The sequence below is a fragment of the Marinitoga hydrogenitolerans DSM 16785 genome, from assembly GCF_900129175.1.
GTDB classification, from domain to species: domain Bacteria; phylum Thermotogota; class Thermotogae; order Petrotogales; family Petrotogaceae; genus Marinitoga; species Marinitoga hydrogenitolerans.
Genome location: NZ_FQUI01000008.1, coordinates 1 through 22,866, shown reverse-complemented (window position 1 = coordinate 22,866; position 22,866 = coordinate 1). Strand labels below are relative to the sequence as shown.

Genomic DNA, 22,866 nt, shown 5'->3' with positions numbered 1-22,866 from the left:
TTAATGAAGAAAAATACGATTCTTGGTCTTTTATTAATTATATTTACATGGTGGATTATAGCATTTTTTACGAATAATCAACTTTTAATCCCATTTCCTCAAAATGTTTTTAAAGAAATGGGAAAGCTTTTTTTAGACTACTCATTTTATACCGACTTATTAAATACAGTATCAAAAATAATTATAGGCTTTTTTATCTCTCTATTAATAGGAATACCTATAGGGTTTATTTCAGGTTTAAGCCAACGTTTTTTTGAAATCTTTAGGCCGTTTTTAATGATTATTCAAAGTTCTCCAGTAGTATCTTATATTGCTATATCAATGTTATGGTTTGGTATAGGATTTTACACGCCAATTTTTGTCGCTTTTATGGTTATTTTTCCAGTAATAGTTTTAAATATATCTGAGGGAATAAAATCTACAGATAAAAAATTATTAGAAATGGCTAAAGTTTATAACATTAGAAAAAAAGATATTTTTTTAAAAATATACTTTCCATCAATAATCCCTTTCTTGAAATCCACATTAAATATGATATCTGGTAGTTTATGGAAGTCTATTGTAGTCGGAGAATTTTTAGCAGGTGACAAAGGTCTTGGTGTGAGTCTTTCCTTTTCTAAAATAGCATTGAATACAGATAGAGTTTTTGCATATACAATATTATTAGCTATTTTCGGAATGTTATCAGAAAAATTTTTGAAAAAACTTTCTAAAAATAAAAAAAAGAAAAAAGAAATAAAAAATATTAAAGTTGTTCACATTAATAAAAATAACAATAAAAATTTACATGATATTATCATTAAAGGATTGAACAAAAAGTTTGGAAATGATGTCATATTATCAGGCTTTGATATTATTTTTAAAAAGTCAAAAATAAATGTATTACTTGGTGAATCTGGAATAGGGAAAACAACAATATTGAATATATTATCAGGAATATTAAAAAAAGAAAGTGGAGAAATAATTGTTGAAGGCAAAATAGGGTATGTTTTTCAAGACGATAGATTAATTCCATGGCTTAATGTATATGAAAATATTGTATTTGTTAATGACGAGATAAATTTGGAAATTATAGAAAAGTATCTTAAATCATTTAATTTAGAAAAAGAGATCTTATCAAAATATCCCGATGAATTGTCTGGTGGAATGAAAAAAAGAATAAATCTTTTGAGGGCAATTGCGTATAATCCAGATATTATTTTAATGGATGAGGCTTTTTCTTCAATAGATGTTTCAAATAAATACAAAATAATAAAAGAATTAATAAATATACAAAAAGAAGAAAAATTCACAGTTATAATGGTAACACATGATCCTTTTGAAGTAGCAAATTTTGGAGAAAATGTGTTTATTTTAGAAGGAAAACCTTTAAAAATAAAGAAAATAATGAATTTTAAAAGAGTATTTGAAAGAAATTTAGAAGACAACCACGAAATTCTTTATAAAATTAACAAGATTTTGTTAGGATAAGTTTATCAAATTCTAAGGAAATTTTAAGGAAGCAGCGCAAAAATATATATTGATAAAAGGTTATGAAAACGGAGGTGGTATAGGTGAAGAAAATAGTTATTGCAATGACATTGTTATTAGCAGTAGTTTCAACGTTTGCTTTTGTAAATCCAGATTATGTTTCACCAGTTGTTAATGTAGTAAATGAGGCAGCACCAGCAGTTGTTAATATTGAAGCGGTTGGTCATAGGCAAGCTTCTATAGATCCGTTTTTTGAAGACTTTTATAAAAGATTTTTCGGCGAATCTCCATGGACTCAAGATAGGGAATTTAAAGCTTTAGGGACAGGATTTATCTTTGATAAAAGAGGATATATATTAACTAATTATCATGTTGTGGAAAATGCTGATGAAATAACAATAACGACATTAAAAGGTAAGAAATATAAAGCAAAGTATGTTGGTGGGGATAAAGATTTAGATATAGCAGTTTTGCAGGTTAAAACAAAGGATGAATTGCCTGTAATAGAATTAGGAAATTCTGATGATATTCAAATTGGTGAATGGGCAATTGCTATTGGTAACCCATTAGGATTTAAACATACAGTTACATTAGGTGTTGTAAGTGCAGTACATAGAAAAATACCAAAACCTGATGGGAACGGATATTATGCAGATTTAATACAAACAGATGCAGCAATTAATCCTGGAAATAGTGGAGGTCCGTTATTAAATATACATGCACAGGTTATAGGTATAAACACTGCAATTATCAATCCATCAGAAGGTCAGAATTTAGGTTTTGCAATACCTATTAATTTTGCAAAAAGATTTGCAGAATCATTAATAAATACTGGAAAGGTTTCTAAAGCATATTTAGGTGTATATATACAAAATGTAACAGAAACTTTGGCTAAAACATTTGGCTTAAAAGTAACAAAAGGAGCTTTTGTTAGTGATATAGAAAAAGGTTCTCCTGCAGAGAAAGCAGGTATAAAGCCAGGTGATGTAATTATAAAAATAGATAATAAGGAAATTAACAGTGCAGATGAACTAGTGTACATAGTTAAAACATATCCAGCTGGAGAAAAAATTAAAGTAGTTGTTAATAGAAAGGGAAAAGAAATTACATATGAAATTGTTTTAGCAGAAAGAGAAGAATTTGCAAAAGCAACAAATGAATATTATCTTGGATTAAAAGTTAGAGATTTAACCCCAGAGGATTTAAACGAATTAAGATTACCAAAAGGTATGTATGGTGTAATGGTAGAAGATGTTAAAGATGGATCTGATGCACAGTATGTAAATATTAAAAAAGGCGATATAATAATGGAAATGTATGTAAATGGAAAAGGTGCAAAATTAGAAACTATAAAAGATTTCCAAAAATTATCATCAAAAATAAAAAAAGGTGATTATATAGGATTTATAGTCTTTAGAAATGGTTATAGAATGTCAGTATACTTTACCTATAGTGGGAATTAAGTAATTAGAGAGTAACCCCCTCTTTAAAAAAAGAGGGGGTTTTTATATAAAGAATAAAAAGTTAGCTTTAGAAATTTTATGGTATAATTTTAAATGAAAGTTTATTAATTTTTATAAAAATAATTAAAATAGGGAGTGAGAAAATGGAAATTATAAATCATGTTGAAAAAATTAGCGATGAGATTGTCAATGCATTAAAAAAATTTATTTCTATCAATTCAGTAAATCCAAGAGCAGGTGGTTCTGGAGAAAAAGAAGTAGCTGAATGGTTAGAATCATATTTGAAAACATTAAAATTCGATGAAGTAAAAAGATATGACGCACCAGATGATGTTGTAGAATATGGTTTTAGACCAAACGTAGTAGCATTATATAAAGGAACATCACCTGAAAGAACAATATGGTTTATTACCCATATGGATAAAGTACCAGAAGGAGACTTGTCATTATGGGATCATGACCCCTTTGATCCTGTTGTAAAAGATGGTAAAATATACGGAAGAGGTGCTGAAGATAATGGAAGTTCATTAATAGCAACGCTGTTTGGGGTTAAAACGTTAATGGACTTAAATATAAAACCCAAAAACAATATAGGGTTGGTATTTGTTTCTGATGAAGAAACAGGTAGTGATTATGGGATCAAATATTTATTAAAACAAAAAATTTTTGATAAAAATGATTGGTTTTATGTTCCGGATTCTGGTAATAAAGATGGTTCTTTTATAGAAATAGCGGAAAAGTCAATTTTATGGTTAAAAATAGTTACAGAGGGGAAACAAGCTCATGCATCAACACCAAACGTTGCTAAAAACGCTCATAGAGCAGCAATATATTTTGCTAAAGAATTAGATGAATTTTTACATGAAAAATATAATGCAATAGATGAAATGTTTGGTAGAACACCGATATCAACCTTTGAACCGACTAAAAAAGAGCATAATGTTGATAATATAAACACGATACCTGGAACGGACATTATGTATTTTGATTGTAGGGTTTTACCTCAATATGATTTAAATGAAATATTAAATGATGTAAACAAGATAAAAGAAAAGTACGAATTAAAATTTGATGTAAAAATAGCGATTGAAGTACATCAAATGGAGGTAGCGCCAAAACCAACTCCAGCAGAGCATCCTATGGTATTGAAATTGAAAGAAAGTGTAGAGAGTTTAAGGAATGTAAAGACATTTGTTGGAGGAATAGGTGGTGGCACATGTGCGGCAATTTTAAGACATGAAAGTTTACCGGCAGTTGTTTGGGGAACTATGGATCATACAGCACATCAACCAAATGAATATATAAGAATAGAACACTTGATTGAAGATACAAAAGTATATGCACATTTAATGAATAATTTATAGGAGTGATTTGATGAAAATATTAATTTTGTATGGTTTTGGAATAGGGGTTGTTGATATTCGAAGTATAAAAAAGGTTATTGATCGATATGAAAAGGTTATAGTCTTTACTTCAAAAGCACCGCAAGGTAAGGCTAAAGAGATGTTAAAAGAATTGCATGGTGTGGAAATAAATGAAACGTTGAATTTCTACAAAGAAGCAAAAAAGAAAGCAAAAGAAATAAAAGATTCAGAATTAAAAGATTTAGGAGATTTTGGAGATAGGGCGATGATGAGAGATCCATGTTAGAAAACATTAGTTTGATTTTACTCGAAAGAGTATCTTTAATTTTAGTTATAACTTATATAATTTTTCAAACATATTTTATAAAAGAAATTTTTGGCAAAACATTGGTTGCCAAAAATAAGATTATTCTTGGTATAATTGGTGGTTTATTAGGTATATTAGGAACGATTTTTGGTGTAGAATATAATGGAGCTATAGTAAATTATAGGGATATTGGTGTAATTTTAGCAGGTATGTTGGGAGGAATACCTTCAGGAATTATAGCTGCTTTAATATCTTCAATACATAGATTGTTTATAGGAGGTATTACAGCAGTTCCTTGTTTTTTTGGAACGTTAACTGCTGGAATAATAAGTGGATTAATTTCTCAATATTATGGAAGGAAACATTTTACTTTCTTCAAAACGCTTATTTATACTATAATTATTGAAATAATTCATTTAACATATGTTTTAGTTATGGTAAAACCGTTTGATTTAGCATATGATATAACCTTCAATATATTATTTCCTATGGTTATTACAAATGCATTAGGAATCTCTTTTTTGAATTTTATGATTTTAAATATGGAGGAAAAACTTGAATTTACTACGGAAAATACAATTAATTCTATTTTTATTATAATGGAAATGAGTTTGAATACTATAGAGAAAGGATTTAATGAACAAAGTGCTAAAGATATAGCCAATGTTATATTAAATAATACAGATTTTGAAGCGGTATCTTTAACCGATAAAGAAAAAATACTTGCACATGTTGGAATAGGTGAGGATCATCACTATTCAGGGTTACCTATAAGAACTGAAGCGACAAAAAAGGTTATAAAAAATAGTCAGGGATTAAAGATTATAGGTAAAAAAGGTATAAAATGTGAAAAGAATGACTGCCCACTATATTCAGCTATAATAGTACCAATAAAAGATATAAATGAAGAGTTAATAGGTACACTGAAATTATATTATTCTAAAAAAAATGACATAAAAAATACAGATATAATATTTGGAAAAAAACTGGCACAAATATTGTCTTTGATAATTTCAACTTCTCAAATTAATGAAGCTCTCAAATTAGCAACAGAGGAAAAATTAAGAGAATTAATGGCAAATTTAAGTCCACATTTTTTGTTTAATACATTAAATGCAATAAAATATATTTCAAAATCTGAACCTGAAAAAGTTAATAAATTTATTGATAATTTGTCTGATTTATTAAGATATACATTATATGAGAATTCAAGATTAGTATCGATAAAAAAAGAGATAGAATTTACAATTAATTATTTAGAATTAATGAAATTACGATTCAAAGATAAATTAGATTATATAATAAAAATTGATGATAATTTAAAAGATAAATTAATTCCACCTTTTATATTGCAACCAATAGTAGAAAATTCAATAAAACATGGAATGAAAGAAGGTAAATTAATAATTGAAATTATAATTTCAGAAAAAGAAGATAATATAAATATTGTTATTAAAGATAATGGAAAAGGTTTTTTAGGAAACAAGTCTAAGGGAAAAGGATTAAAATTAATAAGAAATAGATTAGAATCTTTATATGGATATAATTATAGTTTGTCAATAAAAAATGCGATATTTGGCGGAACTGAAATTGAAATAAATTTGAAAAGTAAAGTCGGTGAAGTAGTATGATAAAAGTAGCTATTATAGATGATGAATATTATGCAAGAGAAGGCTTGAAAGATTTAATTGAAGAAATGAGTTCATTTGAAATTGTAGGGTGTTTTGATAGCGTTGGAAAATTCTTGAAAAGTAAAGAGAAAAATAATGTAGATGTTATATTTTTGGATATAGAATTGCCGAAAATGAATGGTATAAAGGCTTCAAAATACCTTGAAAAATATAAAATAGTTTTTGTTACAGCTTATTCGGAATATGCTGTAGATGCCTTTGAAGTAAATGCATTGGACTATCTAACAAAACCTATTTCGGAAATTCGATTTATAGAAACAATTAATAGAATTGAAAACACTTTTAAAGAGAGTAATTTGAGTAAAATTGCAGTGGATAATGGTAGTGAAATAATATTTTTAGATTTTGATGAGGTATGCTTTTTTGAATATTTTGAAAAAAAAATACAGGTAATAACTAATGAAAATGAATACACTCTTAAACATTTTAAAAATTTAAATAAGTTAGAAAACGAATTACCGTACAATTTTTTAAGGGTGCATAAGTCGTATATAGTTAATTTAAATTGTATTGAAAAATTTATAAAAGAGCTTAATTCATTACAGATGAAAACAGGCAAAATTATTCCTATTGGAAAAACACATATGAGGGAAATAAAAAAGGTATTAAAAATATAGTCAAGTCAAAAATGAAACATTCAACACAAAAAAATGACCGTTCAGGTCAAAACAGCAAAGTTACACTTTGCAAAAATAAAAATAAAAAGTAAGAATAGGAAAAATAAGAAAAGAAAAGTCAAGTCAAAAATAAAACATTCAACACAAAAAAATGACCGTTCAGGTCAAAACAGCAAAGTTACACTTTGCAAAAATAAAAATAAAAAGTAAGAATAGGAAAAATGAGAAAAGAAAAGTCAAGTCAAAAATAAAACATTCAACACAAAAAAATGACCGTTCAGGTCATTTTTTTGTATGTTTAATCATTAATTAATATATCAAGTGATATACTAATTACCGCATAAAATTTTGAAAGGGGGAATTTTAGTGAATTCGTTACTTTTGGCGGTATTGGCTATGGTTGGTTATTGGTTAGCTTATAACACGTATGGTAAATGGATAGCAAAGAAGATATTTGGATTGAATGATAAGAATCCTGTTCCATCAAAAGAGTTTGAAGATGGTGTTGATTATGTTCCAACTAAAAAACATATTTTATTTGGACATCATTTTACAACAATTGCAGGAACAGGTCCAATTGTTGGTCCAGCAATTGGTGTAATTTGGGGCTGGGTTCCAGCTTTTATATGGGTATTTTTAGGTTCAATATTTATGGGAGCAGTTCATGATTTTACTTCCCTTATAGTTTCAGCAAGAAATCAGGGTAAAACTATTGGTGAATTGACCGGAAATCTAATCAATGAAAGAACAGCTAAAGTATTTCTAATTTTAATACAATTTTTGTTATGGATAGTATTAGCTGTTTTTGGTTTAATTGTCGCTTTGTTATTCAATATGTATCCACAATCTGTATTTCCGGTATGGATGGAGATACCAATTGCAATGTGGTTAAGTTACATGGTATATAATAAAGGTAAAAATGATACACTTTATTCCATTATAGCTGTTATTTTAATGTATGTTACAATTGCTATTGGGGTTATATTCCCTATTAGTGGAATATCAGTTGTAACATGGATATATATACTAATGGCATATGTATTTCTTGCATCAACATTGCCAGTTCACAAGTTATTGCAACCAAGAGATTATATAAATTCACATGAACTATTAATAGCAATATCATTATTAGTATTAGGTATTATAGTTGGGCATCCAAAAATAGTGGCTCCTGCATTTCAAACAGTTCCAGATGCACCTCCTTTGTTCCCTATACTTTTCATAACAATAGCTTGTGGTGCAATTTCAGGATTTCATAGTTTGGCAGCATCAGGAACCACAGTAAAACAACTTGAAAAAGAAACAGATGCACATTTGATAGGTTATGGTGGTATGATTATGGAAGGAGTTTTAGCAACAATAGTTATTATAGCTGTAACTGCAGGTATTGGTATGAATGGTGGAGGAGCTGAAGCATTTACTTCGCATTATGCATCATGGGCCACAGCTAGTGGATTAGGAGCAAAATTATCAGCTGTAATTAATGGATCAGCCAATTTAATGAATTCTTATGGAATACCGTTAGATTTAGCAAAGACTATTATGGCTGTGTTTATTGTATCATTTGCTGGAACAACAATGGATTCATCAGCAAGAATACAAAGATTTGCCCTTCAAGAATTGTTCTCCAATAAAGATGGTGAAGTTGTTGTAAAACCATTGAAAAATAGATATGTATCAACAGCAGTTGTTATTCTTGCTGCAATGGCTTTAGCCTTATCTGCAGATGGAGGTAAAGGTGCTTTAATATTATGGCCAGTGTTTGGTGCGTTAAATCAACTATTAGCAGGATTGGCATTATTAATTGGAACTGTTTATCTGGCTAAGAAAAAGAAACCAATATGGATTACAGGATTACCTATGTTATTTATGATGGTTATTACACTATACGCGACTATAATGAACTTGAAAAAATTTATCGCTTCAAATAATGGATTGCTAATTTTTGTTACAGTTGTTACTCTTATAATCGCATTATGGATCTTAATGGAAGGGATTATAGCAATATCAAAGAATTTAAAAGAATCAGAAGCGATAGAAGAAGAAATTTAATATTTGTATAATTTTAAACGTCTCGCAAAAGCGAGACGTTTTTTGTTAGGTAAATAATAAGAAAATATAGAAAAATAATACGAAGTGTATATAAATATCTAAGGAACAAATTTAATAATATATTAGTCAAAATGTTAGGAGGGGTTTTTATGAAGAAAATAATGATAATATTTTTTATATTGATCATACTTGTATTACAAAGTTGTATATTTAAGGATCAACCTCCTATTATAGAAAGTATGAATCCATCGAATGGTGAAAAAATTAATCCAGGTGGAGTTGCTTTCAGTTGGTCAGCTAAAGATCCTGAAAAAAAGATGTTGATATATAATTTTTATTTATATTCTAATGGCCAATTAAAATATAAAGCAGAAGGTCTTGCCTCTAATAATTTGAAAGTAAATTTAGAAGAAAATACAAAATATGATTGGGTTTTAGAGGTAATAGATATAAGTGGTAATAGAACTAAAGGAGAAGTTTCTTTTGAAACTAATTATTTAAATTCAGAGCCTATTAAATCTATACTCAGATATCCGGAAAATAATAACAAAGTGGTTAGCCCTTATGATTTAAAATTTGAATGGTATAAAAGTATAGATTTTGATGGAGATCAGGTTTTTTATAACCTTTATTTATCAGAATCAACACCTTTAAACACACCAATTGCATCAGCTTTAACAAATACTGAATATACAATTAAAAAGTTAAAATTAGACACAACATATTTTTGGAAAATTGAATCTTACGATTCTTTTGGTGCATCAGAAGTATCAGAAACATGGACATTTAAAACATTAGATAATACTCCACCAATGATAGATTTTCCAAAAGAAGACTTCATTGTTAGTGAAGGAGAAGAATTTAGCCTTGATTTAAAAAATTATGTATCTGATATGGAGGATAATTATTTCGAATATCAGATAAATACAAATAATGGTGCAATTATTCAGGGAAGTAAGTATATATTTAAACCTGATTATAATTTTGTAAGTCATCCGGTTTCTCAAAAGAAAATAGGTGAAATAATAATAGTTTCAGATACAAAAGAAAATGTTAGTGGGACATTGAATATTATTGTTAAAGATGTTAATAGAAATCCTGAAAAACCACAAATAGTATATCCAAAAAATAATTCTATTGTGCCAAAAAATTTTCAAATAGAATGGAATTGTATAGATTTAGATAATGATCAATTAAAGTTTGATATATATTTAGGGACACGGTCAAAAAATTATACAAAAATTGCAACCTTAATTGAAAATAACAAATATGATATATCTCTTAATGATGATACAGAATATTTCTTAAAAATAGTAGCAAAAGATAATTATGGTGGTATTAAATCAAGCGATGAAATAGAGTTTAGAACAAAAAAAGAAGTGAATACTGTTCAATGGGTAAAAGATATTAGCAATATCAAAGATATTTTTGTGTATAATGATAAATTAATAGTTATAACAAATGAGAGTGTTTATAGATTAAATACAAATGGGACAATTGACAAAGTTATTAATTTGGATAACATAATAGGCAATAGCATAATTTACCAAGATAAGTTATATGTTGCAGAAATTAATGGAGATATTAGTATTATAGATTTAAATATTTTTGAATTAAAAAACACAATCAATATTGGTGGAAATGTTGTGGGGCTCACAGCAAATGAAGATTATAAAGGTGTAAAACAATTATACATAATAACTTCAGAAGGTATATTATATGTATATGATATAGATGATTTTATTTTAAAATGGCAAAAGAACTATGAAATAATACCATCGTCATCTATTCTTATAATTGAAAATGGGTATATAGTTATTTTTGGGGAATATGGGAATTCTGGGAAGGTTATAATTGCGAAACCTAAAGGGGAAATTTATAAAGAAATTAATTTGATTCAACCACTTTCATCATTTGTAATAAATGATGAAGAAAGCTATATATATTTTGCTATAGGGAACTTTATTTATAGTTATGATAAAAATGGAGTTAAACGTTGGGAATTAAATGTATCAGAAGAAATAAATAGTGAAATATTATATGATGGTGAATACTTTTATGTATCTGGAAACAATGCTATTTTTAAGATAAACAAAGATGGAAATTTGATAGATACTTATTCTTCAAATAATATATTTTCTAAAACAATGTTAATATCAAAAGATAAGAATATAATTGCTGTTAATAATATAGGATTAATAAAGGACAATAATGAGATAAACATAGCCGATTTTGAAAATATAAAAACATATGCTTTATTAAATGATGGATTGTTATATTTTGCATCAGAAGCTAAATTGTACGCATTATCGATAGCTGATGAGGAAACATTCAACAACAATTGGTATGTTTTTGGAAAAAATATAAATAAAAATAGAACATCTTATGTAAAAAATAATACACCACCCAAAAAACCAGAATTAATATATCCTCAAAATCAAAGTGTTGAAATACCAACGAAAATAAAATTAATGTGGCAGTGTGAAGATATGGAAGATGATGAATTAACCTATGGTATATATTTAGGTGAAGGAGATAATTTAGAATTAGTTGCAACTACACAATCAACTTCGTATGAAGTCAATTTAGAAAACGATAAAAAATATTATTGGAAAGTAATAGTTGGAGATGGTGAATTTTCAACAGAAAGTGATTTGTTTAGTTTCACAACAATTCCACCACCAGCAGAAGAAAAATTTAAAGTGAAGGTGGAAGGAGCAACTATATATTCTCCGGCAATCTCAGAAGATAATATAATTTATTTTTCAACAAGTTCCGGGAAAATTTATGCTTATACTTCTGATGGTAAAGAATTATGGTCTTTTGATACTAACGGGTTTATAAAAGCATCAGTAGTTTTAAACCCATTAAATCAAGTGATTGTAGGAAATGAAAATGGAGAATTATATATAATAAATTCAAATGGAATGTTATCTAATAAAATTATTTTAGATGGTTCGATAAGTATTCCTGTTTCATTAGGAAAAAATGGTGAAATATTTGTAATTACAGATATTGGGAATATATATAAACTATCTTTTTTTGGAGAGCAAATGTGGAAAAAAGAATTAAGTGGCAATCCAACCACAAATATTGTAGTTGATAAGGATAATAACATATATTTCGGTATGGATAATCATCTATATAGTTTAGACGATTTAGGAAATATTAGATTTAAAAAATCGTTTAATAATATTATTTCAACAGATTTATCTATTGATGAATATGGAAATGTATATTTTGCTATAGAAAATAAAGTGTATTCAATTAATGGATTTGGAGATGTTGAATTTGAAAAAGATATAGGTGAAAAAGTGATAGGAACAATATTTATAGATAATAACAATGCTATAATTTTTGAAACTTTAGAAGGAAATTTGTATAGATATTATTATTTAGGAAAATCTCTTGAAAAAATACAATTGAATGAGAAACCATATACCTTAATATTAATGGATGGGATAAAATATATAACAACAAAAGATAAGTTTATAGTATATAATGGAGAATTAAGATGGTATGATGAATATAGAAAAGTAAGATATTCTCCTAATATTGATAATAATGGAGTAATAATTTTTGGAACTACAGAGGGCTTTTTGTATGGGATATATGGTGATACAAATAAATTAAGAAATTCAGCATGGCCAATTTATTTAGGTGATAAAAGACATACAGGGAATATAAACGGGGAAAACATAATTGTTCCAACAAATAGACCTCCGTTAAAACCATATAATCCATATCCAGCAGATAATAGTGATATTTCTGTATCAACTATAACATTAACTTGGGAATCATCTGATCCAGATGGAGACAATGTTTATTATAACCTATATCTGGGAGATAATATAAATCAACAAAAAGTAGCAAGTGATATTTCACAAAATTCGTATAAAATTACAAATTTAATTCCAGGTACATATTATTGGTATGTTGAAGCATATGATAACTATGGAAATATTTCCAAAAGCGAATTGTGGAGTTTTACAGTAACAGAATCAGCTGCAGAAAACAATCCTCCGTTAAAACCTGTGTTGTTAGAACCAGTGAATAATGCTAATAATGTATCAAATAATGCTGTTTTAAAATGGCAGTGTTCCGATCCGGATGGTGATTCTCTAACTTATGATATTTATATAAATTCAGAGCCAATGTTATCTACCCCAGTGGAAACTAATTATAATGGAACAACATATTCTATCGTTTTAGATGCGAACAAAACATATTATTGGAAAATAGTTGCAAAAGATGGTAAAGGTGGTGAGACGTCAAGTGATATATATTCGTTTACAACATCAGAGAAAGTAAATAATCCTCCGAATAAACCTATATTAATAGAGCCGTTAAATAATTCGACCAATATAGAACCAGATGTTACCTTAAGTTGGAGCGCAACAGATCCAGATGGAGATAGTTTAATCTACGATTTATACTTATCAAAAACACAGGATTTAATTGTGCCATATAAAACAAACTTAACCGCATCTTCGTTTTTAGTATCGAATTTAGAATTAGGAACAACATATTATTGGAAAGTAGTAGCGAAAGATGGTAAAGGCGGTGAGAATTCAAGTGATGTCTATAAATTCACAGTAACAGAATCAATAGGTCCATTGACTCCAAAATTATATTTTAAAGATACAATCATTCCATCTGGAAGTCAGGGTGAATTAATAATTCATGGTCAAAAATTAGAAAATGTATTAGCTTTTGATATTGAAGTAAGTTATGATAATACAAAATTAAACGTTTCAGAAAGTGATATTCAATTTATTGGAGAGTTAACAGGAAGAAGTTTGATCATAAATATAAATAATGGAAAAATTAAAATCACAACATTATCATTTTCTCCATTTAATATTAATGATAGTGACATAATAAAAATAAACTTTACAGCTATAGGTAATTCTGGTAGTACAGAGTTACAATTCACAAATAATACTAAAATAGTAGATTCTTCTGGGAATGAATTAGAGGTTGATATTAGTGATATTGGAATAATCACAATTCAATAGAAATATATAAAATATATGAATACTTTATAGAAAGGGGTGATTAGATACTTTTAGGTATAAATTTGATGAATGTGTGGAGGTGAATAATATGATAAGTATGAATTAAAGGGACGATTTTTTAGGTAATTTTTCAGAATATGCCACTATAAAACTCAAAAAAGCTTTATAGAGATTATTGAAATGATTGTGTTAATATAGTGTTTTTTGTTAAATAAAATATAAAAAAAATTAAAGCTCATAAAATTTTAGTCGATAGCATAATTGAAATAAAAATTTTGGGGGTGAAAAAGATGAAAAAGTATAGTATGTTATTTGTTATATCGATGGCATTGATAGTAATTTTATCAAGCTGTTTTAAAGCGGTACCAGTTGGTAAGTTAAACACAGATGATATTAGAGTAGATCTTTCAACGAATTATGATATCTACTCACAAGTAAATGCATCAGCCATAGAATTGAGGTTTGATACAAATATCCCGAGAGATGCATTTATCTATGATAAGAACAACTCACTTTTGTTAGTGAAAAATTATGGTAATGAGACTTTGGTAATGGTTTCAAAAGCACAAAGAGATATAGTAAAAGGAGAAAAGTTATTTTCTATTAAGAGAAATTATTTAAATCCTGAACAAAGTAAAATAATAACAAAAGCAGCAATTTTCGATGAAGAAAGCAACAAAATAATAACAAAAGCAACAGCACCATATCAAGATGGATTAAGTGTATCAGATGCAACAAATGTTTTAACTAACGATTCAACATGGACTATAATACATGCAGAAAATATTTCTGGAGTAGAAGCTTTTAGTATAGAATTTTATTACGATGAAAACTTTATGGAAATAGAAAACAAAGGTGTAGATGGTGATGGTGTGGATGTTTTATTAAGTAATGTCAATAAAGCGACAGTAGAAAAAACCGGAGGAAAACTTTTAATTGAATTTTCTACGATAAATGGTGAAGAGTTAACAATGGCATCAAGCGATCTTGTAAAGATATATTGGAGAGCAAAAAATGTAGATCCAAAACAAACAATAACATTATCAGTTGATGCAACACTTTTAAATAATGCATTGCAGAAAGTTACAGTAGATAAACACACAGGAGAGGTTACGATATATAATCCAAAACTTTTAGGGGATTTTGATGATATAAGTAGAGGATTGTCAAAGGATAAAGTTGTTAACATCAATGATTTTATAGCATTTTTGGATCATTATGGTTCAAAAATTGGAGATGTTAATTATGATTCAGATTTTGATATTTATCCTTCAGAAATCACACCCGTAGGCGAATGGAAAAGTAATAATATTTATAGTATAGCATTTCCAGATGGAAAAATTGATTTATATGATTTTATTATATTTTCAAGAAATTATAATAAAACAAAGCCTGAACTCAACACACCTCCAGGAGCCTTTGATTTAACAGGACCAGGTGATGGTTCGTCGGTTTCAGCAGGAAGTGTAGTTAGTTTTACTTGGAGTGCTCCAGTAGACCCAGATGGTGATGCTATAACATATGATTTATATCTTGATACAAATCCAAATCCTACAACAATATATGTAAAGGATCTTACAACGAATAGTTATAGTGATACTTTTAATCAAACAGGAGTAACATATTATTGGAAAGTGGTTGCAAAAGATCCAAAAGGTGGAACGAGAGAATCAGACTCAACTAGAAGCTTCTCTATTAATCCAGTAGATAGGATTTATGCTGCAGGTGGATACGAAGGAATATTTATTTTCGATGCAGCTTATACTAACAAAATGGTTCAATTACAATCTCAAGATACAGATGGTTATGCTTATGATATAGTAAAAATTGATACATCAACACCAGAAAAATATCTTTTAGTTGCAGATGGTAGTGAAGGTATTATTTCTTATCACCTAAATGCAGGAGTTCCTGAAGTTGATAATACAGATATAGACGGTGGTAAGATATCACTTGGTGGAATAACAAGAAAATTAGCTAAAAAAGAAGATAGTGGAAATTATTATATTTTTGCAGCTGTAGAAGATGCTGGTATAAAGATATTAAAGGCAACATTTGAAGGTGATGGTGCAAGAGATACAGATTTCCAATTATTGGGAAGTTATAGTGTAACAGGTAAAACTTATGACATAACATATGATGGAACAATTGCATATGTTGCAGCAGGAACAGAAGGTCTATTGTTATTAGATATATCTGATTATTCAAATCCAATATTGATAACAAGTATAAATACTGATAATAACTCTAATTCGGTTGATATAAATAGCGTTATTTTTGAAACAGAAGGGTCTAATAAATATATTTATGCTACTGCAAAAGACAAAGGAGTAATAAAATATGATGTTACAGATGAAAATAATGTTATAGCATTATATAGTTTTGACACACCAGGATATGCAGAAGATGCAGTTTATTCAACAATTGAAGATGCCTTATTTGTTGCAGATGGGACGATGGGTATTGTTAAATTGAAAAAATCTGATCTTTCTTATGTTGGAGTAAAAGGTACAAATGGATATGCAAAATCATTAGATATAGATGGTTCAACAATTTATATTTTTGATAGTTTTAATGGATTAGTAAAAATGGATTCTAATTTAAGTATAATGGATGATTTAGTATCAGCACCATATGATGCAGATACAGTTGGCGCAAATAGTTTAGTAGGAATGAATGCAAGAAAAAGTATTGTAATTGAAACAGATTATAATGAAAGTGGAATTTTAGATGCAAATGAAGTTGCTATAATTGTAGCAGATAAATCTGGAGGAGTTAGAATATTGAAGAATGATGGAAGCATAATAGCGGTAGTAAAAACAAGAGGTTCAGCAGAAGATGTTTGGTTTGATGGAACTAGATATTTATATGTAGCAGATGGAGCTGCAGGAGTTTCTGTAATAGACTTAGATAGTGATGGAGATGGAAATGTTTTAGATGATGGTAGTGTAAGTGGGACAGCAGATAATCCACCATATTTAACTAATAATTATGTAGATACAGATGGGTATGCATATTCATTATTGCCTTCAGAAACAGCCAATACATATTTATATGTAGCCGATAGTGCAGCTGGAATTGCAATTATTAATATAGCTTCTGCAGGAGCGCCAGTTTATGATAAAAATGTTAGTGTTGATGGAAAAGTAGTAGTTGATTTAGCTAAAGATGTAACAAATAATATAATATTTGCAGCTCTTGGTGATGATGGGATAGGTTCATTAACATATGCAGCAGAAAATGCTTTAACTTTTGTTGAAAGATATGATACAGATGGTTATGCGTTTTCAATTGAAGTATCAAATATAGCCGATTTTGTTGTTGTAGCAGATGGTAGTGCAGGTTTTGTATTAAAAGAATATAACACTGCAAATGGAAAATTTAGTGAAGATGGACCAACAGATGGTAACACCACTTCTGATAAGTATGCTGTAAGATTTGAAGATGCTATGATAACAGATGTAGTATATTCAAGTTCTAACGGTGGATTTGATTATTACTTATTATCAGCAGGTAATAAAGGTATTATATCATTCCAAGTAGATCCGGCAGATTTAATAGGATTAGATAATTCAGATGGAAGATATCCTGATGGAGATTCGGATAATAATAAAATAGTTGATATGTATGATACACAAGGTTCTGCAATGGATGTTACGATTTATAATGATGCAACAGCTTGGGTAGATAAAGCCGTATTGTCAGATTCTTTAAATGGAATATTAATATTCAGTTATGATTATAATACTACACCTGATTTTGAATTTGGGCCAAGTCCATTTAGTAATACACCAGATAAAGATTTAAATTGGTATAATTTAATTGGTGGAATAGCAGCAAATCAATAAGTTTAATATGCCCCGGGATTTTCCCGGGGATTTTTTATGTTTCAGAAAAAGGATATTTTAATATTTACTTTTAATTTTTACTTTTAATATTTACATTGCGTATTTTTCATGTTATAATATCACTGACAATTAAATAAAATTCCTTTAAAGTTAAGGGAAAACGGTGAAAATCCGTTGCGGTCGCGCCACCGTGAGTGGGGACGAAACCAGCACTTATGCCACTGGAAACATTTCTCTGGGAAGGCGCTGGGAGTAGAATGATCCATAAGCCGGGAGACCTGCTTTAAAGGGATTTGTTCCATCTTCTCGCGAAAAGAAGATGGAAAATAGATTTTTTATAGGAGGGATTATATATGAAAAAGGTATTTTTGACGTTGTTATTGGTGTTATCATTATCTTTGTTTGCATTTCAACCTGTAACTCTGGTGGATGATTTAGGAAGAGTAGTGAAATTTGACAAAGAGGTGGAAAAAATAGTTGTTGCAGCACCTGCAATTTCAGATTTTATTGTAAAATTGGGTGAGAAAGATAAAGTAGTTGGAGTTACGGATTTTGATTCATACATTACTGATGTAGAAAAAATAGGTAATATGTTTCCTTTAAATGTTGAAAAAATAATTTCTCTAAATCCAGATGTTGTATTATTAACCGGTGGTTTTCAAGAAGGAGAAGTATTAAAATTAGAAAAATATGGTATAAAAGTATTTGTGATTAATCCAACTACATTAAATGAAATGTTTAGAGATTTATCTCTTGTGGGAGTTATTCTGGGAAAAGAAAAAACTGCTCATGATTATGCGCAAAAATTAAGAACGAGAATGCTAAATATTGCAAAAAACACATTTACATGGAAAGAAAAACCAAGGGTTATATATCTTTCTGCATATGGCAGTGTGTCCCAAATGTGGACATGTGGCACAGGATCATATTTAAATGAATTAATATCATATGCTGGAGGTATAAACATCACTGCACCATATACTGGGAATAATGGTTGGTTTGCTGTTGGACCTGAATTTGTTGTAAAAGAAAATCCGGATATAATTTTGGTTCCTTCTTATTATCCTGGAGATAAAGGTGCTTATGATTTGATAATGAATGCTGATCAATTTAATGATATTAATGCTGTAAAAAATAATAAGGTGTTTATTATTGACGGGAATAAAGCATCTTTACCAAACACAGGCTTAATAGATTTATTGGGAGAGCTTAATAACCTCTTCAGTGAAAATAAATGAAATTAAAATCGGGGGAATTTTCCCCGATTTTTCACCTTATTATGGGAATTTCTTTTGTGTTATTATCGATAATTTTATTCATATCGTTAGGGGCAGTAAAAATACCCTTTAGAGATATAATACTTGCTTTTTTTGATAAATCACAGAATTCATTATATAATAGAATAATATTCAATTTAAGATTACCAAGAATACTTGGTACATTGTTGATTGGGGCTATATTGGCAATAGCTGGGAATGATTTTCAAATGATTATAAAAAATCCTCTTGCAGATCCTTTTATTATAGGAATTTCTTCTGGGGCGAGTTTTGGTGCTGTGATATATACAGCGTTAAAAAGTGTATATGGAATAAATTTACCTTTTGGAATAGAATTTTTCGCTTTTGTTTTTGCCTTAATCGCAACATTGATAACCTTTACATTAGCTAAAGAGGGTAAAAAGATACCTGTAGTGTCGTTAATATTAAGTGGAGTTATTGTAGGTTTTGTATTCAATTCAATTTCAACATTATTTACTGTGTTATTCTGGCAAAATTTATTACATGTCAATTTTTGGTTAATGGGAAGTACTGGTAATATTGTCTGGTCAGATTTAATTATATTAAGTATATTTCTTGTACTTCAAGTTTTAGTGAATTTTATTTTTAAAAAACATATTGAAGTAGTGGCTATGGGAGATGATATATCTATTTTTTCAGGTATAAACCCAGAAAAAATAAAATTAATAGTATTAGTTATAAATGTTCTTTCAGTATCTGTAGTTGTTTCTAAAGCTGGAATAATAGGTTTTGTAGGACTGATAATTCCTCATCTTGTAAGAAAATTAACAGGGCCTGACATATATTTTTCAACAATTGGTTCTTTGATATATGGGGGTATTTTTCTTGGGTATGCTGATTTGTTTTCCAGATATTTATTCAGACCTACAGAATTACCTATAGGAGTTACAACATCTATAGTAGGAGCTCCGATTTTTATTTTAATAATGAAAAGAGGAAGAAAAATATGAAAATTTTAGAGATAAAAAATTTGAAGTTTTCATATAATGAACATTTTAAATTAAATATAGATTATATGTATATAGAAAAAGGGGAATTTGTTTCTATAATAGGACCGAATGGTTCTGGAAAAACTACGGTTTTAAAATTATTAACAAATTTAGAAAAGAAAGATAATGGCGAAATTATAATAAACAAGAAGAATATTGAGAATTATTCGAAAAAAGAATTGTTTAAAAAAATTTCAGTAGTTCCACAGGAATTTTTTACATCCTTTGATTTTACAGTAGAAAATATCATTTCTTCTGGTAGGATTCCATATGAGACATTATTTTCAAAAGATGAAGAAATAATAGAAGAAGTTATGCAAAGGACAAATACATGGACTTTTAAGGATAGAATATATAATTATCTTAGTGGTGGTGAAAAACAGAGAGTAATGTTAACAAGAGCATTGGTTCAAGATGCTGATATATTATTATTAGATGAATTTGTATCTCAAATAGATCCTGGATATACACAACAATTGATTAGAATGGTAAAAGAAGAATCTATAGAAAAAAACAAAAGCGTTTTATCAATATTTCATGATGTGAATTTAGCTTCTTTGTATTCAGATAGAATATATATTTTTAAAGATGGAAGAATAAAGTATTCAGGCAAACCTGAAAAAATTATAACTGAGAAAATAATGAAAGAAATTTTTAATATAGAATGTATAATAGTTAAACATCCAATAAAAAACAAACCACAAGTTATTTTTGAATATTAAAAAAATATGCTATAATATTATTGTACTCTTTTAGATTTCATTATCTTCTTTTGTTTCTACAATTAATCTTCAATGAACATAATTTTTAAAATTTTAAGACTCTGATATGAGTCAATTTTTTTCTTTCTAAAATTGAAAGGAGGAGGATGAATTGAAAGTAAAGTATATTATTGATATTGATAAGGTTGAGCAATTATCCAAAGAAGAAAGGGAAGAGTTAAAAGCTGTTACAAAAAAATATAAATTCAGAGCAAATGATTATTATTTAGGGTTAATAAATTGGGATGATCCAGACGACCCTATTAGAAGATTAATAGTTCCACGGACGGAGGAATTGGAAGAATGGGGGAGGTTAGATGCTTCAAATGAAAAGTCATATACCATAAGCAAAGGATTGCAACATAAATATAGAGATACAGCATTACTTCTTGTAAATGATGTATGTGGGGGATTTTGTAGATTTTGTTTTAGAAAAAGATTATTTATAAATATAGGTGAAGAAGTTGTAAGGGATGTTAGTAATGACTTAGAATATATAAAACAACACAAAGAAATAACCAATGTTCTTTTAACAGGTGGAGATCCGTTATTATTATCTACAGAAAAGCTTGAAAATATTGTTAAACAGATCAGAGAAATAGAACATGTTCAAATTATTAGAATCGGATCAAAAATGTTAGCGTTTAATCCATATAGGATAATAGATGATCCTGAATTAGTTGAAATGATAAAAAGATATTCTACAGATGAAAAGAAAATATATATTATGACACAGTTTAATCATCCTAATGAAATTACAGAGGTTTCAATAAAAGCGGCAAATATGCTTTTAAAAGCAGGAGCAATATTAGCTAACCAAACACCATTAATAAAAGGTGTTAATTCAGATTGGGAAATTTTAATGGAATTGTTTAAAAAATTGTCTTTTATAGGTATTCCGCCATACTATGTGTTTCAGGGTAGACCTGTTGCTGGTAATAAACCTTATGCAGTACCTATTGAAGAAGGATATCAAGCATTTTTAAAAGCAATAATGAATGTTTCTGGTTTAGCAAAAAGAGCAAGATTTGCCATGTCTCATGAAACAGGAAAAATTGAGGTTGCGGGATTAACAAAAGAACATATAATTTTTAGATATCAAAGAGCCCATTATTTAAATAATGCTGGAAAATTTATGGTTTATAAAAGAAATCCAAATGCATATTGGCTTGATGATTACAAAGAATTAGTTGAAGAATATATAATAGAAAATCCTTTAAAATAAAAAAGTTGCTTTGAGAATTTTTCATATCGAAGACATACCCTTCCAGAGAATCAAACTGGAAGGGTATTTTTAATACTTTTAAATGGTTAAAGTAATTAGAATTTGAAAAAATCATAAAAGTTTTCATTTTATGATATAATACATATATACAAATAAAAGGGGGGAACTTTATGGGTTTAGTAGAAACCGGGAGAAAAAAGATAGAATGGGTAAAGGAACATATGAAAGTATTAAACACATTAAAAGAAATGTATATGGAAGAACAACCATTTAAAGATATAAATATATCAATGAGTATACATTTAGAAGCAAAAACAGCATATACTGCGGTAGTTTTACACGAATTAGGAGCAAAAGTAGCAATAACGAGTAGTAATCCGTTGTCTACACAAGATGATGTAGCTGAGGCGCTAAAAACATATGGCGTTAATGTTTATGCTAAGCGCTCTATTGATGAAGAACTATATTGGAAAAACATAGATGAAGTACTTTCTATTGAACCCAATATTGTTATCGATGATGGTGCAGATTTAGGGGTTAGGATTGTAGAAAAATATCCAGAATTATTAAAAAACATATGGGGAATAAATGAAGAGACGACAACAGGTATAAAAAGATATAAAGCATTATTAAAAGATGGAAAATTAAAAGTACCAGTAATAGATGTAAATGATTCATATATGAAATATTTATTTGACAACAGATACGGCACAGGGCAATCAACATGGGATGGAATAATTAGATCAACAAATCTAACAGTAGC

Annotated in this window: 14 protein-coding genes and 1 riboswitch; all 14 genes read left to right on the top strand. The window is 28.4% G+C overall.

All coding sequences use genetic code 11. From position 1 onward, the window contains the following. Positions 1-3: 3 nt before the first annotated feature. The gene (locus tag BUA62_RS11465) at positions 4-1,470 is read left to right on the top strand and encodes an ATP-binding cassette domain-containing protein (protein ID WP_072863585.1); all 1,467 of its coding nucleotides are present in this window, start codon (positions 4-6) and stop codon (positions 1,468-1,470) included. Between the two features lie 83 nt (positions 1,471-1,553). Further along, positions 1,554-2,933, top strand: a complete 1,380-nt coding sequence (locus tag BUA62_RS03715; RefSeq protein WP_072863582.1) for a Do family serine endopeptidase — start codon at positions 1,554-1,556, stop codon at positions 2,931-2,933. A gap of 143 nt (positions 2,934-3,076) precedes the next feature. Further along, a complete protein-coding gene (locus BUA62_RS03710; protein ID WP_072863580.1) occupies positions 3,077-4,297 on the top strand; it encodes a M20 family metallo-hydrolase in 1,221 nt (406 codons plus the stop codon). 10 nt (positions 4,298-4,307) lie between these two features. Continuing rightward, positions 4,308-4,583, top strand: a complete 276-nt coding sequence (locus BUA62_RS03705; protein WP_072863578.1) for a hypothetical protein — start codon at positions 4,308-4,310, stop codon at positions 4,581-4,583. Further along, positions 4,577-6,235 carry a LytS/YhcK type 5TM receptor domain-containing protein gene (locus BUA62_RS03700; RefSeq protein ID WP_072863576.1) on the top strand — a complete coding sequence of 553 codons (1,659 nt, stop codon included), beginning with the start codon at positions 4,577-4,579 and terminating at the stop codon, positions 6,233-6,235. Before BUA62_RS03705 ends, BUA62_RS03700 begins: the two co-directional genes overlap by 7 nt. Next, entirely contained in the window at positions 6,232-6,912 is a 681-nt protein-coding gene (locus tag BUA62_RS03695; protein ID WP_072863574.1) for a LytR/AlgR family response regulator transcription factor, read from the top strand. Before BUA62_RS03700 ends, BUA62_RS03695 begins: the two co-directional genes overlap by 4 nt. 366 nt (positions 6,913-7,278) lie before the next feature. After that, entirely contained in the window at positions 7,279-8,964 is a 1,686-nt protein-coding gene (locus BUA62_RS03690; RefSeq protein ID WP_072863572.1) for a carbon starvation CstA family protein, read from the top strand. A gap of 149 nt (positions 8,965-9,113) precedes the next feature. Next, entirely contained in the window at positions 9,114-13,982 is a 4,869-nt protein-coding gene (locus tag BUA62_RS03685; RefSeq protein WP_072863570.1) for a cohesin domain-containing protein, read from the top strand. A 290-nt stretch (positions 13,983-14,272) separates the two neighbouring features. Beyond that, positions 14,273-17,830 (top strand): LVIVD repeat-containing protein, encoded by a 3,558-nt coding sequence (locus BUA62_RS03680; protein WP_072863568.1) that lies wholly within the window; start codon positions 14,273-14,275, stop codon positions 17,828-17,830. A 130-nt stretch (positions 17,831-17,960) separates the two neighbouring features. Next, positions 17,961-18,130: riboswitch (cobalamin riboswitch) on the top strand. 53 nt (positions 18,131-18,183) lie between these two features. Beyond that, positions 18,184-19,068 (top strand): ABC transporter substrate-binding protein, encoded by an 885-nt coding sequence (locus BUA62_RS03675; RefSeq protein ID WP_072863566.1) that lies wholly within the window; start codon positions 18,184-18,186, stop codon positions 19,066-19,068. A 56-nt stretch (positions 19,069-19,124) separates the two neighbouring features. Beyond that, positions 19,125-20,078: a FecCD family ABC transporter permease gene (locus tag BUA62_RS03670; protein ID WP_234970277.1), complete on the top strand. Its 954-nt coding sequence runs from the start codon at positions 19,125-19,127 to the stop codon at positions 20,076-20,078. Then, the gene (locus tag BUA62_RS03665; RefSeq protein WP_072863562.1) at positions 20,075-20,839 is read left to right on the top strand and encodes an ABC transporter ATP-binding protein; all 765 of its coding nucleotides are present in this window, start codon (positions 20,075-20,077) and stop codon (positions 20,837-20,839) included. The genes BUA62_RS03670 and BUA62_RS03665 overlap by 4 nt, the downstream gene beginning before the upstream one ends. 151 nt (positions 20,840-20,990) lie before the next feature. Then, on the top strand, positions 20,991-22,103 hold the full coding sequence (locus BUA62_RS03660; RefSeq protein WP_072863561.1) for a KamA family radical SAM protein: 1,113 nt from the start codon (positions 20,991-20,993) through the stop codon (positions 22,101-22,103). A 170-nt stretch (positions 22,104-22,273) separates the two neighbouring features. After that, a partial coding sequence (locus BUA62_RS03655) for an adenosylhomocysteinase (RefSeq protein ID WP_072863559.1) occupies positions 22,274-22,866 on the top strand: 593 nt, incomplete at its 3' end.